The sequence below is a fragment of the Priestia taiwanensis genome (assembly GCF_014638355.1).
Classification (GTDB): domain Bacteria; phylum Bacillota; class Bacilli; order Bacillales; family Bacillaceae_G; genus Priestia_D; species Priestia_D taiwanensis.
Map to the genome: position 1 here is coordinate 1219250 of NZ_BMFK01000001.1, position 23359 is coordinate 1242608.

Genomic DNA, 23359 nt, shown 5'->3' on the forward strand with positions numbered 1-23359 from the left:
ATTTCAACCTTATTCATTAAAATCAAACAACTACCACTTTTTTCAAATTATTCTTTGAAGAGTAATTTTACCTAAATATCCAACTAAAAAACCAAGAATCCAAAATGTTAATAGTCCGATACTATCTATCTTTTTTAAATAATAAATAATGGATAAAAAAAACAAAAGAATAACAGCCCATATTACTACCAATATGTTTTTTTTCATTTGTTTATATTATTTACATTTTGTTCTTCATATGAAACACCTGGAATAATTGAAATAATCGGCATAACAACGGATACAGACGATACTGTAATATTTTTAAATTTTTTCTTCTTCATTACCCTTTTCATAAGTCATCTCCTTTATTATCAATAGTCTACATATTAAAAACATATCATTTTATCTAAACTTTCTAAACATTGTCCTTTAAACAAAGTTCGACGAATATATACACAATCTGCTCTTGTTGACTTCATGTACATTGTATATCCATATAGCTAAGCAATGGATGAAAATGAAATGCAATAACACATCATACCGAGGTATGATGTGTTATTGCACACTCATGTAACAAACGAATCATTTGAAACAATTAACGAACAAAAAATACCCCACTTGTTAAATTTACCTAACAAGTGGGGTATTTTATTAATCTAGACTTGCTGCTGGTCCGAAGAATTCGAAATGAATTCGCTCGTCAGTTACTCCCATTTCTTTTAACATCGCTTTCACATGTTTCATGAATGATACTGGACCACAGAAGTAAAATTCAGCTTCGATAGATGGCACAACAGACTGTAACCACTCTAAATCAATGAACCCTTCTTTATCATAGCTTTTATTTTCTTTATCTTGTTCTGTTGGTTCAGAGTAACATGTATATGCACGTACATGGTCATTTTCTTTTGCTACTCGTTCTACATGTCCTTTCATCGCATGAACGTTACTGTTTAGCGCCGCATGAATGAATGTTATATCTCGGGATGACTTCTCTCCTGCTAACGTATTGAACATGCTCATCATAGGTGTAATTCCTACCCCACCACTAATAAGAACAACCGGCAACTCACTTTCTCTATTTAATACAAAATCACCTGCTGGTGCACTGAGCAATAACGTATCTCCTTCTTGTTTATGGTCATGTAAATAGTTAGACACGATACCATTTTGGGTAGCTATACTCTTCTCACGCTTGACACTTATACGGTAGTAACCCTTTTCAGAAGCATCAGACAAACTATATTGACGAATATGTGTGTATTGTTCCCCATCTATGTTCACTTGCACACTTACATATTGACCTGGTAAGAAAGTAGATAATTCCCCATCATCTACTGGTTGTAAATAGAAGGACGTAATTACATCACTTTCTGTTTCTTTCTTCACAATTGTAAACGGGCGGAAGTCACTCCATCCCCCAGCTTGCTCTTCTGCTTCTTTATACATCTCTGCCTCTACTTGAATAAACACATCCGCAATGACACCATATGCTTCTGCCCACGCATCTAATACTTCTTGCGGTGCATCTGCTACTTCTTTAATTGCTTGTAGCAAACATTTACCGACGATTGGATAATGTTCTGCCTTCACTCCTAAACTACGATGCTTATGACCTATTTGTTTTACCACAGGAACAATAACTTCTAGTTGATCGATATACATCGCGGCTGCATATACAGCATTCGCTAACGCTTGTGGTTGTCTTCCCTTTTTCTGATTTGTATGATTAAAAATATTTAATAACTCGGGGTTCTCACCGAACATAATTTCATAAAAGCGTGTCGTAATTTCTACACCTTTTTCTTGTAATAAAGGCACAGTTGATTTTACAATTTCGATTGTTTTTGTTTGTAACATGTGACTCACTCCCTCTTTTTTATACTTTTATTGTAAAGGATATAAGGAAGAGAAGTTGTGATTTAAATCACACTGTTTAAATTCGCTACTATTGGCCCATATATTCTTCTAATGTTACTTGCTGCTTGAATATGTCCTCCGCAATACTTCCTACATAACGCAGATGCCATGGCTCATATGCATATCCAGTAATATGCTCTTTTCCTTTTGGATAACGGATAATGAATCCTGCACGATGAGCATTATCCCTCAACCATTTCCCTTCTTTCGTATCAGCAAAATATTGCTCCAATGCGTTATTGACACTATTGGCTGACACATCCATTACTAACCCTGTTTGATGTTCACTATGTCCTGGTTTTGCTGAAAAGCGATCTGCATGCTCTATTCCATTTTTATTAATACTATTTTTATAGACAGCTTGTTGATATTGATGTGAACGGAATCCCGATACAGCATTCAATTTTATTCCTTCTTCTTTTGCTAATGCAAATAACTTTTCTAACGCTCTAGCAGCTTCCTCTCGTAAATGGCTTTTTTCTACAACACCATTAAATGAAAATGATACATTTGGTACGACTAAATCTGTTGGTCTGTAACCGTCTGGGAGTTTATGTGTTTTGTTTACAACAACTTGTATATTGTTTGGATTAGTCCCTCTATTTTTTGTAGAAGGCTCATTACTTATTGCGACTTCTCTGTCAGCAACATATTCCTGTCCATGGACTACATTCCCTACTTTTTGTACACGAGCATTCATCATATATAACCCAATACTGCCTACACATGCAATGACAGCCGCACTTCCTATTACTTTTATTTTATGTTTTTTATTTTTAAGCATATTACTATTTCTCCTCAAATCACATATTTTTTCTTTATAGTAATAGACTCATATAAAGTTCATATAAAGCTAGGCTGAAATAAAAGTGATTTTTATTGGTCTATTTAGTTATTTACATGATTCTTCATCCTCTTATATTCCGTACCATACTAGTAACACATCCTTTTCAAATTTTCTGTGCTATATATGATAAAGAAAGAAGCAACTTCTAAGATTTAATCACTTTTTTGAAATACATAGATAATCTATCAAACTAGAAAAAAACTAGATTTTAGTACAAATTTACTAAATATGTTATATTTTAAATAAATTACGATTCATAAAAGGAGACTATTAGTCATGCATAAAACAGGATTCGAAGTAATAGAAGCAGCATATGAAGAAGATATGAAATATGAAAATTCATTAGGAATTTTCGAAACGTTAGAGGAAGCAACTAAGTGGATACAAGAAAATGTGGAAAATCCAGTAGAAGAGAATTATGAAGTGTTCACACGAGAAGTTATCTTAAAATAGTATTTCATCTATATAGAAAAAGAAAACACATCTTTATCTTAGTTAATAAAGATGTGTTTTCTTTAGAAGGAATATTCGTTTTTTATATACGCCAGAAACTGCTGTAACGGTATTAATCCCCTCTTTGGCATGTAACTATGAATAACTGAAACAAGCTCTAATTGTGGAATAACAATAATGAATTGTCCGCCAAATCCCATCGCAAAATATGTATGATACGGGAAATCGTCTTTATGTGAATTAAGTATCCACCACTGATATCCGTATGAGCCAACATGTTCATACGTTCGAAATAAAGACTCTGTCGATTCTTCTATCCACTGTTTTGAAATTAATTGCTGCCCGTCCCATTCTCCCTTTTGCAAACAAAGTATACCGATTTTGAGAAGATCTTCGACCAGCATCGCCATACCAAAGCCCCCATTATATACACCTTGTGCATCTTGTTGCCATGTAACATCCTCTATTCGCATTGGTTCAAATAAATATTTCATCGCAAACACTTCTGTCGTCATTGATGTTGCTTCTTGCAAAATATAACTAAGTAGATGAGACGAACCAGAATTATAATTCATAGCTATCCCTGGATCTTCATTCATCGGTGTATCCACAATATGCTCCACCCAATTGTTCGCGTTCGCGAACTCTTTCGGAAAAATCGCTTCCTTCTTAAACTCATACCACTTCTCCCCTGTTGTCATCGTCAACAAATGATACAGTGTCAGTTTCTCTTTCTCCTTTGGGATATGCGGAATCCATGTTTTGATTGGTGTATGTACATTCTCTATGTAACCTTTGTCAATGGCAATTCCAATTAAAAGAGCCATGATACTTTTTGTAATAGAATTAATTTTGTATGGGGTACTCGTACATTCTTCTGCTTTATAATAAGTAACTTTTTTCTCGCCATGCTGATGAACGAGAAAAGCATGTACATTTTTCGTTTTAAAAAATTCTTCTACTTCACGAAAATTCAACGTATCTTCCTCCAACTCTCAACTGTCCTTCACGATTTTTCATTATAACACGGAATTATTTTGAAAAAGAAATGAACACTTTAAGAGAATAGTTTTCTCGAACTTTTAAAATAAAGAAAAAAATCGAAAAAGTTATATGGTCCGTTTATTTTGGACATCTATCCCAAAGTGAATCGAGATTTTTTGTGCGTATATTCAAACATATAGTAAGCTATTCCCAGCCTAGTTTTCTTAAAAAATGGAATAAAGAGAAAAATATGATATATTCATAATATACAATCATTTTTTGTTAGGGAGATAGAGAATATGCCAACACAAAACAAGGAACAAACGATTTTCAATCATACAGGAAACAAAATTGCAACAGAAGATAGAGAAATTAACGTTATTTCAAAATTTGAAGCACCTCTAATCGTTGTGTTAGATAATGTAGTAAGTGACGAAGAATGTGAAGCATTAATTGATATGTCTAGAAATAAAGTGAAACGTTCTAAAATTGGTGTATCACGCGAAGAGAATGACATGCGTACGAGTAGCGGTGCATTTTTAGAAGAAAATGAAATCGCTACCATAATTGAGAGACGAATTTCTTCTATTATGAATGTCCCTGTTGAACACGGAGAAGGATTACATATTTTAAACTATCAACCTGGCCAAGAATATAAAGCACATTATGATTATTTTGCAGAAAATAGTAAAGCTGCACAGAACAACCGTATTAGTACGCTTGTGATGTACTTAAATGATGTCGAAGAAGGCGGAGAAACATTCTTCCCCAAACTGAATCTGTCTGTCTCACCGAAAAAAGGAATGGCAGTATACTTTGAATATTTTTACCAAGATACCGCATTAAACGAACTAACTCTACACGGTGGTGCCCCCGTTACAAAAGGGGAAAAGTGGGTTGCAACGCAATGGGTTAGAAGAAAGCCATTATATTAATTCTATATTTAAAGATAGGTACATTATCTTTTATGTGATAATAAAAAAACAGCCTCACAGTTAGTAAACTTAACTAACTGTGAAGCTATTCTTCTAATGAACTCCTACCTAACACTGATACACTTGACCACGAATTTCACCACTAGGATTTTGCACAGTATGAACATTCACATAAATATTCCTAGCACAAATTTCCCTCACAAGATCAGCAATCGAAAGTCCTTCTAGTGGCCCGACTAGATCGCTTTGAATAAGTGTTCCTGTAAAAACTGCACATTCGATTGAAACTGGATTTGTTATAGGCCCAAATAAAAATGCCACAACAGGACCATTCACTCCTGGTTGACCTAAATGAAGATGAGCAACGACTACATTTTCTATATCAAATAATTTCACTTTGAATGCTAGACTCTGCCAATCTTGACTTACATGAAAGAAAGCTTGTCCGTGAGCAGCTGTGACTACAGGTGGAACTTCATTTTGACCACATAATTTTGCAACAAACACACATATCACTCCTCTCTTCGTTGTTTCCACCCAAGAGATTCGTTTACTGTTAATATGCTTGTAATAATTATTAAATGAAAAAGGTGGTCACATAATAAATAAGACAACTTTTATACAATAATATATGCTTGTCCTTTTCAAAAGGTGTATAAGAAAAGGTGTTATCCTTAAGCTAATACATTAACTTTCAGATAACACCTTTCTATTTTGTTATAAAAGGACGAATATACTCTCCTTTCATTCTTGTATCATTGTGATTTGTTCCGAATTATAAATATGAAGCCCTGATTCATTACGTAACGCTACTGTATACATCCCCTTCGCAACTTCTTTCGCTTGAATCGGTCTATATTTTTCTAAAGAACCTTTAAATAGGAATGGCATGGAAGCTGATGCTTTCTCAGCCACTTTTTCTCCAAAGCGAAACTCTTCTCGATCACCTACTAATAATGTCGGGCGGAAAATGTGGATTCCTTTGATAGATAGCTTTTGTAGAGCTTCTTCCATTTCCCCCTTTACTCGGGAATAGAAAAAGATTGATTTCGCATTTGCTCCCATAGAGGAGATAACTAAGAAATTTTGTACCCCTTGTTGCTCAGCTAGATGCGCAACTTGTACTGTATACTCATAATCTACTTTTTTAAAGTTCTCCTTCGTTTTCGCCTTCTTAATCGTTGTTCCTAGACAACTAAATACATCATCTACAGCAAAAAGTTCTTTATGCGCTTCTAAATTAGAGAAATCCACTTGTTGTTGCTGTAACTTTTCGTGTTCAAGTTGCAAAGGCTTCCTTACTAAAATAGTAACTGAACCATATTGTTTGGAGTTAAGTAATAACTGTGTTAGTTCTTGTCCAACTAATCCACTTGCCCCCAGTACTAACGCTGTTCGTTTATTCATATATGTAAGTACCTCTTTTCTTTTACTCTCATTCTTTACTTACTTGTTGTTTCAAATACAAATACTGTTCTTATTATAAGTTACACAAAGGTTATTTTTCTAGATAATCTACTTAAAGTAAATTATCACCTATACCATTATAATTGTTTAAAAACACTCTTCGTTCATTAAGAATGGGGATATTTTCATTAACGATTTATAAGGAGGGATGAAGTGGAGTTATTATTTATCCGTCATGGAGAAGGATAACATACTCTCTGTCTACTAAATAAAAATACATTACCATGCGATAAAACACTTGATTTAGAGGTCATTAAGCATGATTTCCCATCTGTTAAATTTCATACAGGTCTTCCTCTCAACTTATGGTCTCAAGGTATCAACCTGCTACTTGAAAACGAATTTAGAGAACTAGCTCAAACGTTCCTTACTTATTGCAAGCAATTTCAATGTGAAAAAATCCATATAATTTCACACGATGGGACTATCACTGCATACCGCCAAATAATTTCAGATCAAATTTTATGTAGAAAAGATTTCCTCCCGGAAGCAGGGATATTTCGTATTACTTGTTGAACTAGTAAGTAATAATTACAAGGGGGATCTTCATCCCCCTCTTTTCATCTTTACAATGATACATTTTGCAAGTAACAATTTATAAAGACGTCATGGTTAGAGAACTGCTTCTAAACCTATACCTCTTTCTCCTGGTACCACCAGCCTCTATTATCCATCCATTTCTTAAAATCTTCTAAAGCTTCGTCTCTTAATCCCCCGGTTTCTGCGGTCGCCATACCATCGCGGAATCTAATATTGGCCCACCAGCCATGAGATAAGAAATACTCAGATACATCTTTAATTGCTTGCGGATTTAATCCCCCAGTTTCAATCACTTTTGTTTTACTCTTCACTTGCACTTCTTTACTAGTAACCACTCGCACAATCGCATTCACTACCTCTTGCATCTTATTCATTAAAATACTCATATCACTCGCATTATCAATAAAACCAAGTTCGATGAGAATTGCTGGGGCATTTGTTCTAGCTAGTACATACAAACCTTTGTTAACTTTCCCTCCACGATTACGTAACCCTGTAACATCAGAAATTGCTTTTGCTATATTATTTGCTAGTTCCTTTTGATCATAGTAGAAAACTTCTACACCCGTTCCACCACCAGCATTTAAATGTAGCGAAATATCCAACCGTCCATTCTTAGGATGGGCATTACAACTACGAACTAAATTGGCTAAGTTTTGACTTTGTGTTTTCCCAATATTATCTGTAGTGTCTATCACAGATTGCCCAACACTTTTGAATGCCTTGATTAATAAGTCGTTAAACTGACGAGCAACCACGCTTTCCTCATACCCGCTTCCTCGCGCGCCACCACCAACTGTATGTCCTGCGTGACTAGTAACTAGTGCATACGTCATTACTTGCCACCGCCCTCTTCATTATCCATAAACCATTTGCCTGCTGAAGGATTTGAAATGACTCCTGCTGCGACTAAAATAACTAAGAATAGATCGACATATTGCTCATATCTTCCTATATCGAAATGAGGAACAGTATCCATTAAGATCATGCCAAGTAAAGAGAATAATGCAACCCACAAACCTCTATTTTTTAGTTTTTCTTCCATATTATCCTTCCCCTTATTTCATATAATTTAAGTAACCTAAAATAATAGTCACTCCTAGTGCACACCAACTTACAAAACGGGCTTCTTTTGCGCTTTTTTGAGCCTTGTTATCCCTAATAATTTCTTCTACTCGTTTAGCTAGCGTTTCTACTTCTTTCTTTGTAGCAAAGTTCGCCGCGTATACGTCTAGTTTTGTTTCAATTCTATCATTCTGTTTTTGAATAGCTTTCATATCACTTTCTAAAGAAGCTAAACGTTCGTAATACTGTAGTTCCACTGTTCCTCACCCTTTTCACATGTAAAAAAAGAGACGCTTATTGCGCCTCTTTTGGTTGTTCTACTTCATTTCCCCCACTTTCTCCAGTCTCAACTTCTTCTGTGATAGACTCACCTGCATCCAAGTCTTTCTTAACAGTAATATCTTTTTCCCCTGGCTTAACAACTGATACTGTGATAGGACTTCCTCGGAATAATTCAACATTAACTGTAAAAGTACCAGCCGTGATCATTCCTGCATTTACAAGGTTATCAACGATATCATCAATCTCCATAAACTTATTATCGTTACCTGGCATTGCATCTTCGTTTGGTTGAGCTGGCTTTTGTGCTAGTTGTGTCATTAATTTCTCTAAGATTGGCATAGCTTTCGTTAAAATTTGTCCTCCATCTTGTCCAGCAGCAACTTGAGTTAAACTTTTTAACAGCTGTTCTACAAGTGCTGTCACCTGAGTTAAAGCTTGATTTTGTAATTGATTTCCGTCTTGTGTAACGTTAATATTGTTTTCTGTTTGATTTGTCATTTTAATTTCCCCTTTTTGTATGTTTGATTTTAATAAAATAAAAAAGCCTGCTATTGCACGCTTGATAAATTAATTGTTATTTCAAAAGTTCTTCTAACGCTTTTAATTCTTCTAGTTTTTTTTCATACTCTTCCTGTAACTGTTTGGGACTTTTTTCAAAATTAAGTTCGATTTTTTTCTGTTGCTCACGCTGCTGATCTATTACTTCTAGTTCATATTTTCCGTTCAGCTGTATGATGCGATAATTTTCTAAATCATGTCCGATGTATGAATCCACAACAAAAAAAATATCGTATTGTTTATCGGGAATAATATTTTTCCCCATTAGACTTTTTACCATTCCCAAATTGCTATCGATGTCAATATACACTTGTACTTGTTCTGTATTTAACATTTTAAAATCACCCCTCTAACCAAATTCGTCCTTTTCTAAGGTACGTTTTAACACCTTCTTTAAGTGAACGGAATTTTATATACATAGAATCGAGCTGCATTGTAGGTATTCCTAGGTCTACAGTGATTTCAAAACCTTCGCCACCATTTCCAATCCAATGCCCATGCGTTATCTGTGCCAAAACTACTTTTCCAGACCTGTCTACAATTTCTATTGCTTGTCCGCCACCGCCATCAGAGCCTCCCACAAGTTGTATTTTCAAGTATCTCCCTGTCCTTCTAAAAGAGTAAAAATTTATGGGTTGAAAGGTTGAGTATGTTGTGGTGTACCACCAACTTTCAATTTTAACTTGATCGCGACCGTTCCCAGAAAATGGTGGTTCGCACGCATCGACTGTAAAATCAAATCTTGGTACACCATTTTCTATCCACATAGCCCCGTCAGGTCTTTCTACAGCGAATGCTCCACCCTTGGCATAAAATCCTCTATGATCTATTCGTGCGAACTTATTAGGATTTCCTTGTGCATATGCAGTAATACCAGAGCTGTTCATTTCGATTTGCGAAGGTAAGGGTGATGTAAGTCGCATATCCTCTCTTATTTTTTTTGTATTGTTATTAGCCGTATTAATAGCTGCGTCCTTTGCTGCATTAGCTTTTGTAGTTGCATCCAAAGCTGCTGCGTTTTTTGCTGCTAGTTCCGCCGCGGCTGCTTTGTCAGCCGCTTCTTTCTTTGCTGCTGCTAAATTATCGTTTGCTTGTTTTATTCGAGCTGCTTCTTCGGCAGTGACTTTACCATCTGCATGTGCTTTAGCTGCTGTTTCTGCTGCTAGTGCTTTTGCAGTAGCTTCTCTAATAGCCGCGGCCTGTGCTTCGTCAGCTTTCGTTTTTGCATCTAATTTAGCTGCATTGATAGCTGATGTTTGTGCATCGTCGGCATTATTTTTTAACTTAGCTGCTGTTAGTTCACGTAATGCATCGACTGATAAATAATATTTAAGCCATTTATCTCTCCAAGTTGTCGCTACAACATCAATTACTTTATCTGTGTTTGTTATACCTGTATCCCAAGGTTTCGGAGACAAAGGTTCAAGATATGTCTTCAAATTGGTGTACTCTGTCTCTACTGCTTTATATTGGGTTGCAGTAGAGGGAATACCAGCATTCAATGCTTCTTTTCGACATGAATAAACCTCTCCACGCTTACTCGTATCGATAACAGATACTGTTGGTAGGTTAGCTGTGTCAGCAGGGATTTGACCAATTATCATCATAATTTTATCTTTGACGTATTGTCGCTCTGTCACATCTATTTTTCCATCTGATGTTATATTTTGAAGCGTTTTGCGTATTGGATCTAACTCGTTATCCGTATACACTTTAGCCGCATCACTGATTTTCTTTAATAATATAGTCTTTTTATTATAATAATCAGTGAAGTATCCTCTTAACTTAGTACCCTCTAAGTTAGACGTGTTGGACAAGTTAGAAAGCAATGGTTCAACATATGATTTTAGTACCGTATAACTAGCCTCATATGCTACTTTTTCTATCGTTATTTTAAATGTATCTGCTTGTAACAAAGTTGTTGGCAATTCAGCAACTATAATATCCCACTCTTTTTTTAATTGTTTTTTCTCACTCGCTACTAACTTATTATCATTAGTAAACTCTGCAACCGTATCTTGTACATTTTTAGCTTTTTCATTCACATCGTTGATTTGTTGATCTATATCTTCTGGAGCAGGTGACCAGTCTGTAGCACGATTTCCTTTTTCGATCTTAGGACGACCTATTCTACTTAATTCAGCAGTACATTGTACATATATCCCGCCCCTTACAGACTTTATTTCTTTATTTGTGACTCTTAACGTTCTCGAGAATCGACCTTTACGATTAGTACCATCTTCTACAATTTCCCAATGTCCTAACCATTGCCTAGTTCCATCTGCAAATGTAAATTCCAGCTCAACACCAATGCGATTATTTGTACTAGAGTCCTTTTTCCCTTTAACTATCTCAACATCTACACTAAACGTCAGTTCCTTTCCTCGAAGTAATGTTGCCTCTGTTATATCAAGTAGTTTTACGTTATTAGTTCCCGTTATATAAACATCGGAATCTCTTAATAAATTCCGACCACCAACTTCTATTGCATCAACATTTGCTTTTGCTTTGTCCGTAATAGCTTTTAGAACCTCTGCTTTTTTCTCAATATACGCACTTAATTTATTTTGAATATCTATGCCATTTACATTACTATCCGCATTCATATTAGCGAATAACGGAGTTAATACGATATTAAGTGCATTAAAAGCATCTGTATAATTAATTTGTTCAGTCGTTATTCCGTAGGTTGTTGCTTGCTGCTCGACAATTGTCTTTTCTAGTTTATAACCATTCCAATCGTGAATAAGAGCTTGTTTTTCATTAGGTGTCATGATACTATCGCTCATCATATTGTCAATTTTTTGAGTAGTAGTAGATAAGTCGTTCTTCAACCCTACAACAAGCGTATCTATTAGCTTTAAATCCTCTTCTGCATCCTTTTGCGATGGTGTCCATCCAGTTGACATATTGCCCTCTTCTAACTTAACTGATCTAAGCCAATACTTATTATCTGTCGTTAAATGTTGCGGCGAGTATACAAAAAATCGAAAATATGAACCTGGTACGATTGTCGGTTTCGTTTTAATAAGAATCGATATCTTAGTCCATTCATTCGATTTGGCTAAAGTAGTGCTAGTTAAATGTTTGTATTGTAACATCGCTCCTACGGTATTATCTGTAGTATTGTGCATCCACCAGTGAATAGGGTTAGCGAATTGAATTGGTGTATCCTTACTAAACATTATTTCAGTTGTCAAAACATACTCTGTGTCTGCCCTTATCGCATAATTCTGATTCTGCACAATTGAACCTACAGCCTCAACAACTCTTGCACCATCTTTTTCTACTAAAGCAATGTGACTACCACCATTTTTTATCCATGTACCTAATTGTGCGAAGTTACCAGAGTTATCTATTATGTTTCTTGCATCGATTTTTATATTATTAACCTTTATGTCTAATTCATCTATATTTGATTGGGCTTGATCTGCAAGCTCTTTGGCCCTAGACACAATTTTATTATCCAACTTCGCTGCTGCATCATAATAATTCATGTATCGAACTTTATAAATACTAGGGTCTATAATGCTATCTTTTATCATGTTTGTTGCATCTAAGATTGGCTTGTTATTGTTCGTATCTTTATCTACTGTTAAAAACTTACGTAGTTCATCATATCGAAGGTTAATGTTATCCCTCTCAATTATTTTTATAGTTTGTTCCCAATAGCCCAACGATAACTGTATTAGTTGTTCAAATTCTTTTTGAATACGAACCCATTCAGCCGTAAGGAACTTCTTCTCTACAGTTGTAATAACGCCATCTTTCGAGAAATTATTAACGACTTCGTCTACACGTTGTGCAATCTCGCTAGGATCATAACCATCTTCAAATACACTAGTAGGACCAACTCTAATATTAGATGCATCAAACTGTCCGACTACCCCGGCACTTGCTACAATACCTTCTGGGGTTATTGCTTCACTAAACGTATGTCCTCCATCCCTTGAGATACCGATACCATTACTATTAAATGCCACTAACTTATTAGTATCTTTTGGATTTACCGCGACAATACCATTCTCAAATTCCAGCTCCGTTTCTGCTGATTTAATAGATCGTGTTGCAGCTTTTACTGCTTCATCCAAAGCATTATAGGGCAACTGTTGTTTCCCTTTAACAATACTCTCGATAGTCTTGGATGTATGCTCAAATCGAGTAATCGTATCAGTTAATGTTGTTTGCTTATTTGAAATAACAACAGCAGTTTTGATTGGAACTAATTTAGAATCAAAGTCTTCCTCAATTTCGACAATCCTCGCTTCAAGATCCATCTTCATTGGTTCATAATCAATAAATCCATAATCACCTTCTGATGGCATATTGAAACTATATCCCGCTGCTCTTAAGTCCGCAAAGTCTACTTTTATAGACATTTCTATTTCATCGACTAAATCATTTTTTAAGCGTTCTAACATCTCTTCTTTTGTAGAATAGTCTTCACCATAAACAGGAGGAGCATGCCGCTCTCCATATATTACGAAGTTCGGACTCTTATACTCTACTTCAATCGGATAAGTTCCATCTTCCTTTTGCTTACCACCGTAACCACGGATAATTGTAGATAGTTTATTTGTATTCATATCTACTTCTAATGCTTTCACGTTGTGGTTGTACTTGAATAAGAAGTCTGTTTTATTGCCAATTTCATGTTTGATATAGACAGTTTTTCCAATCACATAAAACTCTGCGTTATAAGCCTCTAGCGCTTTTTTAAACAAAGATAAACAATTATCTTTCCCTAACTTAACACTTGCTGTAAAGAAGGAATCAATTATTTTAAAATGATATCCTGTGCCTTCAAAGATGAAAGTAAGAACGTCGTTGAATGTTCTAGAACCCTCTATTTCTTTGTAGTTAAAACAATCTCTCATATCTACAAAAAAACGATGAATAGCTTTGATCTCCATATAAAAACCAGTGCCCATTCCCTTCTTCTTCGCCTGCTTAATTACATATTCCTCACCATCAAATTCAACAATAGACTCCATTTTCAATAACTCAAAAGAATGCTTATTCAAATCCGTTTTATGTGCCGTAAAGCCAATAGATTTATCTCCATTGGCTTTACGGCTTCTCTTAAGTTGTTTAAATCCAGTAAATGCTTCTTGAGTGCCTCTTACATCTGTTAGTACAAGCATCTGATCACCTCTATAAATAGTAAGAACGATATTCAAAAGTAACCGTATAAGCGCCTGTCGCTCCCACTACTTCAATATCGTTCTCACCTTTTGCTAATGATATAAATTGTTTGTTGGTGTTTCTAAACACACTCAAATTATTCTTTTTAACACTTAATCCATCAATTCGGACTGTATCTGTTGTCTTCAGCACACCATTCAACATGAATTTCTCACCTGTAGTCTTATTCATAATTGTTAAGTTATCACCCGCGCCAACATATGTGATAACTAGCGCTCTATTACTTGGATTGATTGGAATATGACCATCATTCGTTATCTTGAACTTGTTGGTTTGATTTATAACCTTCTTTTGTTCATTAGATTCTACATAACCAGAGTACATGACGAAATCTATTTCAAATTCTCCCGTATCCCAATCTAAATAATCTACATCAAAATCAGAACTAACAGATACGAACATTCTTTTATCTGGTTGCAAGTCTCTTATGATATAAAATGGTTCTAAAGGATTAAAAATCGTAAATATTTCGTCCCTTAATAAGTCAAAGTCCAAATAATTATCCGCCTCTACAAAGATCTTTGCTGAGAGTTTTCTTTCTTTTATATTTGAACCAAAGTAAATAACCCCATCTTGTGATTCAAGTCGATCTGTCCTATGTTCTGGAGTAGGAGAAGAAATATGGAAAGAACTAACGAATAATTTTTTACTCGCAAGGTCTAGCATAGAACCATCTTTATATTGAATTTTAAAATTAAATATACTCTTTTCCACTATTTCATCCCTCCAAAGATCATATTCACATCTGTATCCTCACCTAAAAATTTATTGATGTAGGGAAATTGATTTTGTGCTAATTCTTGTCCATCTAGACTATTGTTCACTATCACGTTAATGACAGGATTAATAGCATAGGAAGCGGGAATTTCTTTTTGATAAAGTGATCGTTCTCCTGCTTCCTTATAATTAGGAACGATGAAACTCGCTAAATATTGCATTGATCGTGCTATCGTACTTTCTACACCAGTAACCATTGAATGTAAATGTCCTGTAATACCAAGCGACTTTTCCTTTGTAGATAACGGCGTTACCGACACTTTGTTCCCTTTCTTACGGAACAACTCTGGTCCTGCTTCCCCAGCAATAAATGAACCATCCCCTAGAACATTTCCTCCTTTAGCAAGGAGTGGAATATTAGGAATTAACGGAGCATCTACACCTGGAATTCGGTTTAATAATTCAGCTCCTCCATTGAACTTATTAATAAACGTATTAATCATTCTGATAATTCCATTTATAGCCAGTTTAATTCCACTTGTAATACCATTCCATACGCCTAACACACCACTTTGCACACTTTCAAATGCATTAACAACGGCAGATCGTATGTTATTAACGGGTGTCATAATCGCAGTGATAAGCCCATTCCATACATTAGAAGCTACTGTATTTATTCCTGTCCAAATACCTGTAATCGTTGACCTTATCCAATTCCAAATATTTATAGATACATCTCTAATGCCACCCCATATACCACTAATAAAATTGGAGATTCCTTGGAAAATAGGCATTGCAAAGGCTAAAATTGAATTCCATATCGTTGTTAGCATCGTTAAGATAAAGTTCCACGTTGCTAGTGCAACTGTCTGTATTCCTAGCCATATATTACTTATAAAAGTAGCGATTGCTTGGAAAACAAACGTAACAGTAAATAAAATCGTATTCCATATTAACGTTAAAAACTCTACTATTAAGTTCCATGCTATCATTGCAGCAGTATAGATCATTGTCCACACACCACTTATAAAGTCAACAATCGCTTGGAATAGATGCATTGCAAAGTATAAAATAGCTGTCCAAATAGCAATTAAATATTGAGTAACAAAGCCCCATATAGCCGTTGTTACTTGCCATATGATATTCCATACACCTATAATGACATTCGAAATAGTTTGGATAATCGGAGTAATAAACATTAAGATATTATTCCATAACGTAATAAAGAAAGTTTGAATACCTGTCCAAATCAGCATGGTCATTTCACTAATGCCTGTCCATACAATACTTGCCGCTTCAGCTATTCCTGTCCAAACACCGACTAAAAATTCTGTCACGCCACTCCAAAGAGTAACGAAAAAGCTTTGAATACCTGTCCAGATTAATATAGCTAGATTGCTAATACCTTCCCACAGACCAGTTAAAAATTCTCCTACTGAATTCCATATATTAATGGTCCATTCTTTAATAGAATCCCAATGATGAACAATAGCTACAACAAGTGCAACAACTGCAGCAATAACTAATATAACAATACCTGTCATCCCTAACATCACTGCTGATGTTACCTTAAACGCTGTCGCTATTGCTCCTATTAGTGGCATCATCCAAGAAATCACTATAAGTAACGGGCCTATTACAGCTAATAATCCACCAACGATGACAATGATTTTTTGTGCAGCTGGAGACAAATTGTTGAATCCTTCTGATAAAGATTGCACTGCACTCGCAATAGACGGCAAGATAGTTTCTGCTATGGATAATAACGTTAAACCTAATGGTTCTAAAGCAGCACCTAAGTCTCTTATAGCCCCTTGAAATCGTTGACCAAACGCTTCTTCTTGCGTCGTCTTCATGTCTTCCATTCGGCCATCCACATTTCCAAGGCCGTCTTGGATATCATCTAGCCCTAATACAACTCCCGCACCCATTTCTTGAAACTTTTTCCCGAAAAGGGCCGCACCAATTTTGTTCACTTTCATGGAGTCATCCATTTCACCTAAATCCCCAAGAACAGCTTTAAAAACATCAGAAGTAGTTGCTTTTCCATTTTTAAAACTATCCCATACACCTTGCGTTTCTTTCGATAATTGCCCAAATGCATCCGAAACTTCTTTCTTATCATTTTGGATTAGACCACCGAATTCTTGAACTAGTTGATTAATATTATCGATGCTATGCGAACCATCTTTAGCTCCATTTGCTAATATCATAAACATTTCATCAGCAGTGAAACCCGCTTCTTTAAATAACGGAGTATATTTACTCAGCGTATCAAACATATCACCAGAATAAGCTAAGCCATTTTGTGCTCCAGCAGCTAACAAATCAAATGCCTCTTTCGTTGTTAAGCCAAAATGATTCATTAATTGTCCGGCTGCTCGAGTAGATTGGTTTAAATTAACACCGTACACTTGCGATAACGTCAATACATTTTCTGTTGCCATTTGAAGGTCACTATGTGGAATGTCCCGCATATTTTGAAATACATTAATAAGGGCATTATCTACCTCTTGTAACGATCCTCCAAATCCTTTTTCCCATACACCTTGTGCTATATCACCTAAGCTCTCTGCTTCCTGCTTCGTAAGCCCTAAAGCGCTTTGTATTTTCCGCTGAGAATTATCTAAGTCAATTGCCGCTTTCACAGAACTAGCCCCTAGGCCGACCACTGCTGTTGTGACTGTTGCACTTAATCCTTCTCCTGTACTATTTAACCTATCACTAGATTGCTGAATTTGTTCTGCTGATTTACTAGCTACGACTCCTTGTTGTTTCAATGAATTACTTGTTTGTTGTACGTCGTTCGAAAGTTTTTGTTCAGCTGTTTGAGCTGTTATCAATTGCCGGGTCAGTTTCTCTACTGCTCCTGAATTCTCCCCGTATAGGTTCTTGGCATTCGAGAGCTGTTGTCCCGTCTCTGCAACACGTCTAGCAGCAATTCCTTGTGACTGTTGAAAAAAGTTCAGCTTAGCTTGTAGTTTTTCCGTTTCTGTTCCACTTAACTTCAATTGTTCTTGTAACAAGTTGAACTCTAATTTCAACTTACTACTTTCCTTCTGCATTTCATTTAAAGATTTATTGAATTCTTTGTTAAAAGCTTTGAAGGTTACTTTTATCTCTTGATCTTTCACTATCTCACCTACCTTGGATTTGCTTTCCAACTATCGAAAGCTACTTTTCCTTCTGCAATTCTTTCCACCGATCCGGCAGGCATATGCCAAAAAGTTTCAGCATCGATTCCATAAACTAAAACGTAGAGAACATACTTGTCCTCTACGTTTTCAACAGTTATCTTCGGTGGTGTTACTTCTTTTTTGAGCGTGATTTTGTACTTTTCTTTAAATTGGATGCAAAGTTATTTTTGTTAGCTGACGTTAAATGAGTAATTAATTCGGCATATAATTGTACCGTCTCCTCTAACGAATAATGATAACGTTTTAAGAATGTATCAAAGTCATCGCCAAAATCCTTATTTGCTCCTAAACATCCTAAATAGACGACCTTTTGCATCTCTAACTCATCCATTTCGCTAAGTGCATTAACATCCACGTCTTGGTTCGCTTCTGAACCGGAACCCATAAGCCCCTTCAATTTAAACACACCTTGTAGTAAAGACGTTTCAATTAACCCTAAATCTTTCCCCATCTTCGTTGCATAATTCGTAATATAGCAAGGGACCGTTGTTTCATTGCGTGTCACAACCTTAAATTCCCCATCAATTTCTACAATCTCTACATCTTTCAATTCCACTGTTTGAATTTTCATAGTATCACTCCTCCTGCATTATTAAGGTGCTACAACTGATCCTTTTACTAACTCTGGTGTAAATTGTGTATGCCATTTCGCCACTACTTCTGGATCAGCCACTTCTGCAGTAATAGCTTCATAATAAAATTCTCCACTATTATCACTCATTGCTGTAAATTCCAATTCAATTTCAGCTACTTCGTCTCCACCGTTCTCAATTGTTAACTTCAATCCACTTGTAGAAGTACAGTTTGAGAAAGCAATCATTTTCTTTAAATCTTCAAACTCATCAACAATGTCCGCTGTAAAAATAAACGGTGTTCCCTTTGACTTCGAACCGTATGCATATACACCTGGCTTAAGACCATCCGCCTTCAACCCGAAGATATTACGAACAACTGCAACCGGAACATGTCCTGTAATTGTCATAATCATTTTCTGTGGTCTTGAAATCTTCTTCACTTCAATTCCAGCACATTTTTTGATAATTTCTTTCAGTTCTGTTTCACCTTCTAGTTTCCCAACACACCCAAAAGAAGTTCCTGGTTGTGGCTTTCCTCCCTCTAAAAATTGAATACTCGCATTCTCGATTGTTACAGCATCAAATTGTTCAATAACTTTTGTCATTATTTCTTCCTCCTAAGGTTTCATTTCTTTTATTTGTTATTTTTGGTTTGTACATATTAGCGATGTGACAACAACACCATCACTTTAAAAGCAATGCTTAACGGACCTCGTCATTGTTACTAGCAATTCATCTACATATCCATCTACTCCGTCTTTTGGAATAGACTTCTTAGTTGAATGGACGAAGGAATACTTACTACCTTCTAATAGTGAAATAATATCTAGTAACATTTCATCTAAGTCATTCCTACTTTCTGAATAATAGCGAATCAAAATAGGCTGATATAATAAAGAACTATTTTCTTTCCTCTCAAATCCAGCTGCCTCAACAATGAAATATGGATAATTCCCTTCCTCATGTTTACTCACCCGGTTTTGATACACCTTCGCTTTAAAAGTACCCTCAAGTTTTTCGACTAATAATGTATTCATCTTTCGCAAACGTTCTTTAGCCTGCTCATTCATACCTACTCACCTCCTTTCACTTTTCATAAATACAATGCAAAAAACCGCTATCTAAGAAGATAACGGTTTAAATAAAAAACATTTGTATCACGCTTTTCTTCCATCTACTTCTGTACTATTCAAAAGTGATGTATGTAGCGCTGTGACAGATGTTTTTCATCTATTTCTTACAATACAAATATAACACATGTAAAAGGTCATTTCGTCCATATATCGTTCGCAAATAATTCGGCAATTGTTCACGCATTATTCACACGTTTCTTTCCATTATAAAAACCAATGCCTTCTCTCGACATTGGTTTCTATCTCCCTCAACAAATCGACCTATTCTATTTATATCGCCCTTTTACTATTCTCCTTCTTATACATTTCAATTTTCAGCATAAATGCAAGCCTACTCATCGCCTGTCTTTTCATCGCATAATACTTCGTCTTTCCCACGCCTAATTCTGCATAAATATCTGGATCGTACCCCATATCTGCTTCCATATACCGTTTAATAATAATGAAACGTTCATCTTGCTTTAAGTTGTTAACAGCCTCATAGATCACCTGCATAAACGTATCTCTTTCCTGTTCATATTCTATTCTTTCAATTGCAATACTTTCTGTAGAACTATAAAATTCGTTTGTCTTTACTGGTGGAAGAATTGAATAAGACGGCGTCATCTTCGGTTGAATATCATTTGGTATTGTCCCTAAATACATACGATATTTTTCAAGTATTTTCTCGACGTTCTTTTTTGTTGCCTTCAGGTCCACTTCTAGCTCCTGAAGGAAAAATGAATTATTCATCTACTTTCTCCTCTCATTATGTTTCTCACTATCTCACACGGTCTACGTATTCTTTCCCTAATTGTTCAATCGCCTTTTTTTGTTGCTGTATGATACTTTCTTTTCGATGTAACTGATCATTCAATGCACAATTCTTTTCTGCTATATCTTGAATCATTTCAGCCAGTTTCTTACAAATCATTTGCGTTCTATATTTTTCATTTTCTAGACTCTTTCTTATTTCTTTATTCTGCTTATCTAATACTTTTATTAACATTTGTTCCATTGTTAGTGGCTGTTGCTTTTCAATGCACCTTATTAATTCATCCAATACGCTATTGCTCTGTTCATTCATTTCTATTCCTCAAGCTCCTCTCTTCCCTCTTAAACCTTCTTCTAAGTTAACAAACTTATTTATTTCTTTTATAAATAAAAGCTTTACTGTTCCAACTGGACCATTACGCTGTTTTGCTAAGATAACCTCAACAATGTTCGTATCATTCCCATTCATATTAGAATAATTGTCACGATATAGAAAAGCTATTACATCTGCATCTTGTTCAATTTGACCTGACTCACGGAGATCTGATAGCTTGGGCCTTTTATCTTGACGCGATTCAATATTACGTGATAATTGAGATAATGCTACAACACAGACGTTTAGCTCACGAGCCATCATTTTCAACTTCCGACTTATCTCTGATATTTCCTGTATTCTATTCCCACTATGCTTTTTATCTCCTGTAATTAGCTGTAAGTAATCAATAATGATTAAGCATTGTTTATCTTGGTGTTTTCTTTTAAATCTTCTAACTTGAGCATACATTTCAGATATTGTGACACTTGGTTTATCCCATATTTCTAACTTCCATTCGTTAATACGGGCTATCACCTCGCTAAAGATCTGCCAATCTTCCACACTAAAATAACGCCGTGGATTCTTCATCTTCATCCCATTAATATTTCCAATACTGGACGAGATACGTTTGAGCAATTGTTCACTGGCCATTTCTAATGAAAATATTCCTACTGCTAGATTACTTTGGGCTGCCGCTGAAGCAATATTTAATGCAAACGCAGTCTTACCGACAGAAGGTCTGGCTCCAATTACAATAAAGTCTTGTTCCTGAAATCCGTCTGTCATATTATTTAATTCTTTATAGCCAGTATTAATCCCAGTTAACTCTCCTTTTTCCCTCTGCATCTCTTCATAAAGATCTACTAATTTCTCGTTCAAATGGAAATCTGCTGCTATGCCTATTTCACTCAAGTCTAGCAATTCAGATGTCATTTGATGAATCATACTTAAATCATGCTGTTGTTGTAAATGACGTTGGAGTTTAGACGTTAGCTTAATTGCTTCCCGGTGTTTCCATCCATCCAATACTGTCTCGACGTAAAACTGAAAATTTGCTGTAGAAGGAACTTGAAAAGTTAATTTATTTAAATATTCAGACCCACCTATATTCGCTAAATTATCCCCTAACTCTATCATTAGTGACACAAGATCAATTTTTTTATTATTCCCCTCTATATCACGCATTTTAGCGAAAATCATTTGATGTTCCGTAAGATAGAAATGTTGTGGCATTAGTAATGTATCTTTCATTAAATCTCCATCACATAAAATACATCCTAGTACCGATTCTTCGGCAAAGTAAATTGGATCTTCCATCACCTTTTCACCTCTTCAACTTTCGTTTTGTGTCCTCTATAATACGTTCAATATCATCTATACTAGCAGCATTATTTGACCACTTATGAATTTCTAAAGAATAGATTTCTGAAGATACTTCTTTATATGTTTCTGGTATTAAATCTCCTAACATTGGTGGATACTTGTTCCCGGCACTAATATATCTTTTTAATTTATCTATTACATGTTGAAAGTCGCAATTGGTAAATACCTCATAATAGATATCTATTTTCTCTTGCGTAATTTCCGTGTTTTTAATTGGATAAGCTGATGCTATTTTGGATAATAAATGAAATACTTCTCTTTTAGTCATCTAAATTAAAATCCTCCGCAATATAACTCTTATTTCTTTCTATAACTCTATTTTTTCGATTCCTCATGCTCTCTCTATATCGATCTAGTATGTACGGTACACAGTAGTTAAACGAACGAATACCCTCTTTCGGACTTCTCGAGTGATATTTATCGAAACATTCCTCTAACCACTTAACCGCACTATTTACAGCCATACTCGTTTCTAATACCTTATTAATACCCTTATAATCAGAATCAGTTAAGTGACATCCATTTCTCCTTAATTCAATAAACCTCTTAGCAACGCTACTTACATCCTCAATTGGAGGAAACGGCATTCCTACAATATCTTTTCTATCCTTATTTATTTCTAATGCACTATCTGCAGTATTCTCTGGTATAGATGTAGTCAAATTGACCATAGGTATAAGACAATCATTCTTTATGGGTTGTCCATCTTGTCCATGTTGATTCAATAATGAATGTAGTTCTTTATAATCGATTCGATACCATTTTGTCCTATCACTCTTTTTTCTATTAAAATTGTTTGACACAACAACTCTTCTTTCTTCTAACTTCAATATACTTCTTCTAATTGTACGTTCACTCCAGAATGGAAACTGTTTCCCCCAATCGGTATACGTATTGTACACCCACGTGTATCCATCACGGATATTCTTACTTTCTTGGAGCCAATAGTGTAGTTGCTGTAATAGAATAGCTTCATTTAGTCCATACTTACACGCTAAGGACGGTAAAACAATTAACGGTTTTTCATTTAACAAAAGTTTATTCATT

24 protein-coding genes are annotated in these 23359 nt (G+C 35.4%); 2 read left to right on the top strand and 22 right to left on the bottom strand.

The features are described from left to right. Nucleotides 1-203: 203 nt before the first annotated feature. The 3 genes from IEV41_RS20160 to IEV41_RS06455 all read right to left on the bottom strand — a co-directional run bounded on the left by IEV41_RS20160 (nt 204) and on the right by IEV41_RS06455 (nt 2686). A complete protein-coding gene (locus IEV41_RS20160) occupies nt 204-335 on the bottom strand; it encodes a hypothetical protein (RefSeq protein WP_268235132.1) in 132 nt (43 codons plus the stop codon). 298 nt (nt 336-633) lie between these two features. Next, on the bottom strand, nt 634-1842 hold the full coding sequence (gene hmpA / locus IEV41_RS06450) for an NO-inducible flavohemoprotein (protein WP_188387588.1): 1209 nt from the start codon (nt 1840-1842) through the stop codon (nt 634-636). 88 nt (nt 1843-1930) lie between these two features. After that, nucleotides 1931-2686 (bottom strand): M15 family metallopeptidase, encoded by a 756-nt coding sequence (locus tag IEV41_RS06455; protein ID WP_373284165.1) that lies wholly within the window; start codon nt 2684-2686, stop codon nt 1931-1933. A 339-nt stretch (nt 2687-3025) separates the two neighbouring features. Here IEV41_RS06455 and IEV41_RS06460 point away from each other — a divergent pair, with 339 nt between their 5' ends. Further along, nucleotides 3026-3202 carry a hypothetical protein gene (locus IEV41_RS06460; RefSeq protein WP_188387589.1) on the top strand — a complete coding sequence of 59 codons (177 nt, stop codon included), beginning with the start codon at nt 3026-3028 and terminating at the stop codon, nt 3200-3202. 62 nt (nt 3203-3264) lie between these two features. On the opposite strand, the gene IEV41_RS06465 is transcribed toward IEV41_RS06460, so the two are convergent. Continuing rightward, nucleotides 3265-4179: a serine hydrolase domain-containing protein gene (locus tag IEV41_RS06465; RefSeq protein WP_188387590.1), complete on the bottom strand. Its 915-nt coding sequence runs from the start codon at nt 4177-4179 to the stop codon at nt 3265-3267. Nucleotides 4180-4485: 306 nt separating this feature from the next. On the opposite strand from IEV41_RS06465, the gene IEV41_RS06470 reads away from it, so the two are divergent. Beyond that, on the top strand, nt 4486-5121 hold the full coding sequence (locus IEV41_RS06470) for a 2OG-Fe(II) oxygenase (protein WP_188387591.1): 636 nt from the start codon (nt 4486-4488) through the stop codon (nt 5119-5121). A 108-nt stretch (nt 5122-5229) separates the two neighbouring features. Here IEV41_RS06470 and IEV41_RS06475 read toward each other — a convergent pair whose 3' ends face one another. The 18 genes from IEV41_RS06475 to IEV41_RS06560 all read right to left on the bottom strand — a co-directional run bounded on the left by IEV41_RS06475 (nt 5230) and on the right by IEV41_RS06560 (nt 23358). Continuing rightward, nucleotides 5230-5628, bottom strand: coding sequence for a CHRD domain-containing protein (locus tag IEV41_RS06475; RefSeq protein WP_188387592.1), 399 nt, complete (start codon nt 5626-5628; stop codon nt 5230-5232). A 237-nt stretch (nt 5629-5865) separates the two neighbouring features. Further along, on the bottom strand, nt 5866-6528 hold the full coding sequence (locus IEV41_RS06480) for an oxidoreductase (RefSeq protein WP_188387593.1): 663 nt from the start codon (nt 6526-6528) through the stop codon (nt 5866-5868). A 692-nt stretch (nt 6529-7220) separates the two neighbouring features. After that, nucleotides 7221-7964, bottom strand: coding sequence for an N-acetylmuramoyl-L-alanine amidase (locus IEV41_RS06485; RefSeq protein WP_188387594.1), 744 nt, complete (start codon nt 7962-7964; stop codon nt 7221-7223). Further along, nucleotides 7964-8173, bottom strand: a complete 210-nt coding sequence (locus tag IEV41_RS06490) for a hypothetical protein (RefSeq protein WP_188387595.1) — start codon at nt 8171-8173, stop codon at nt 7964-7966. Before IEV41_RS06490 ends, IEV41_RS06485 begins: the two co-directional genes overlap by 1 nt. A 13-nt stretch (nt 8174-8186) precedes the next feature. Continuing rightward, the gene (locus IEV41_RS06495) at nt 8187-8450 is read right to left on the bottom strand and encodes a hypothetical protein (protein WP_188387596.1); all 264 of its coding nucleotides are present in this window, start codon (nt 8448-8450) and stop codon (nt 8187-8189) included. 37 nt (nt 8451-8487) lie between these two features. Beyond that, on the bottom strand, nt 8488-8793 hold the full coding sequence (locus IEV41_RS06500) for a hypothetical protein (RefSeq protein WP_229722219.1): 306 nt from the start codon (nt 8791-8793) through the stop codon (nt 8488-8490). A gap of 256 nt (nt 8794-9049) precedes the next feature. Continuing rightward, a complete protein-coding gene (locus IEV41_RS06505; RefSeq protein ID WP_188387597.1) occupies nt 9050-9367 on the bottom strand; it encodes a hypothetical protein in 318 nt (105 codons plus the stop codon). 7 nt (nt 9368-9374) lie between these two features. After that, a complete protein-coding gene (locus tag IEV41_RS06510; protein ID WP_188387598.1) occupies nt 9375-14177 on the bottom strand; it encodes a phage tail protein in 4803 nt (1600 codons plus the stop codon). A 10-nt stretch (nt 14178-14187) separates the two neighbouring features. Beyond that, nucleotides 14188-14952 carry a phage tail family protein gene (locus tag IEV41_RS06515; protein WP_229722159.1) on the bottom strand — a complete coding sequence of 255 codons (765 nt, stop codon included), beginning with the start codon at nt 14950-14952 and terminating at the stop codon, nt 14188-14190. Beyond that, the gene (locus IEV41_RS06520) at nt 14952-18089 is read right to left on the bottom strand and encodes a phage tail tape measure protein (RefSeq protein ID WP_188387599.1); all 3138 of its coding nucleotides are present in this window, start codon (nt 18087-18089) and stop codon (nt 14952-14954) included. The genes IEV41_RS06515 and IEV41_RS06520 overlap by 1 nt, the downstream gene beginning before the upstream one ends. A 172-nt stretch (nt 18090-18261) precedes the next feature. Further along, nucleotides 18262-18723 carry a hypothetical protein gene (locus IEV41_RS06525; protein ID WP_188387600.1) on the bottom strand — a complete coding sequence of 154 codons (462 nt, stop codon included), beginning with the start codon at nt 18721-18723 and terminating at the stop codon, nt 18262-18264. 21 nt (nt 18724-18744) lie between these two features. After that, nucleotides 18745-19332, bottom strand: coding sequence for a phage tail protein (locus IEV41_RS06530; RefSeq protein WP_188387601.1), 588 nt, complete (start codon nt 19330-19332; stop codon nt 18745-18747). A gap of 84 nt (nt 19333-19416) precedes the next feature. Beyond that, nucleotides 19417-19797, bottom strand: a complete 381-nt coding sequence (locus tag IEV41_RS06535) for a hypothetical protein (protein WP_229722160.1) — start codon at nt 19795-19797, stop codon at nt 19417-19419. Between the two features lie 333 nt (nt 19798-20130). Beyond that, the gene (locus IEV41_RS06540; protein ID WP_188387602.1) at nt 20131-20592 is read right to left on the bottom strand and encodes an ArpU family phage packaging/lysis transcriptional regulator; all 462 of its coding nucleotides are present in this window, start codon (nt 20590-20592) and stop codon (nt 20131-20133) included. Between the two features lie 28 nt (nt 20593-20620). Beyond that, nucleotides 20621-20926: a hypothetical protein gene (locus IEV41_RS06545; protein WP_188387603.1), complete on the bottom strand. Its 306-nt coding sequence runs from the start codon at nt 20924-20926 to the stop codon at nt 20621-20623. A gap of 9 nt (nt 20927-20935) precedes the next feature. After that, nucleotides 20936-22246 carry a replicative DNA helicase gene (gene dnaB / locus IEV41_RS06550; protein WP_188387604.1) on the bottom strand — a complete coding sequence of 437 codons (1311 nt, stop codon included), beginning with the start codon at nt 22244-22246 and terminating at the stop codon, nt 20936-20938. Nucleotides 22247-22253: 7 nt separating this feature from the next. Then, nucleotides 22254-22580 (bottom strand): replicative helicase loader/inhibitor, encoded by a 327-nt coding sequence (locus IEV41_RS06555; RefSeq protein ID WP_188387605.1) that lies wholly within the window; start codon nt 22578-22580, stop codon nt 22254-22256. Then, complete coding sequence (locus IEV41_RS06560; RefSeq protein WP_188387606.1) at nt 22573-23358, bottom strand: hypothetical protein; 786 nt, start codon at nt 23356-23358, stop codon at nt 22573-22575. The genes IEV41_RS06555 and IEV41_RS06560 overlap by 8 nt, the downstream gene beginning before the upstream one ends. Between the last annotated feature and the right edge of the window lies 1 nt (nt 23359).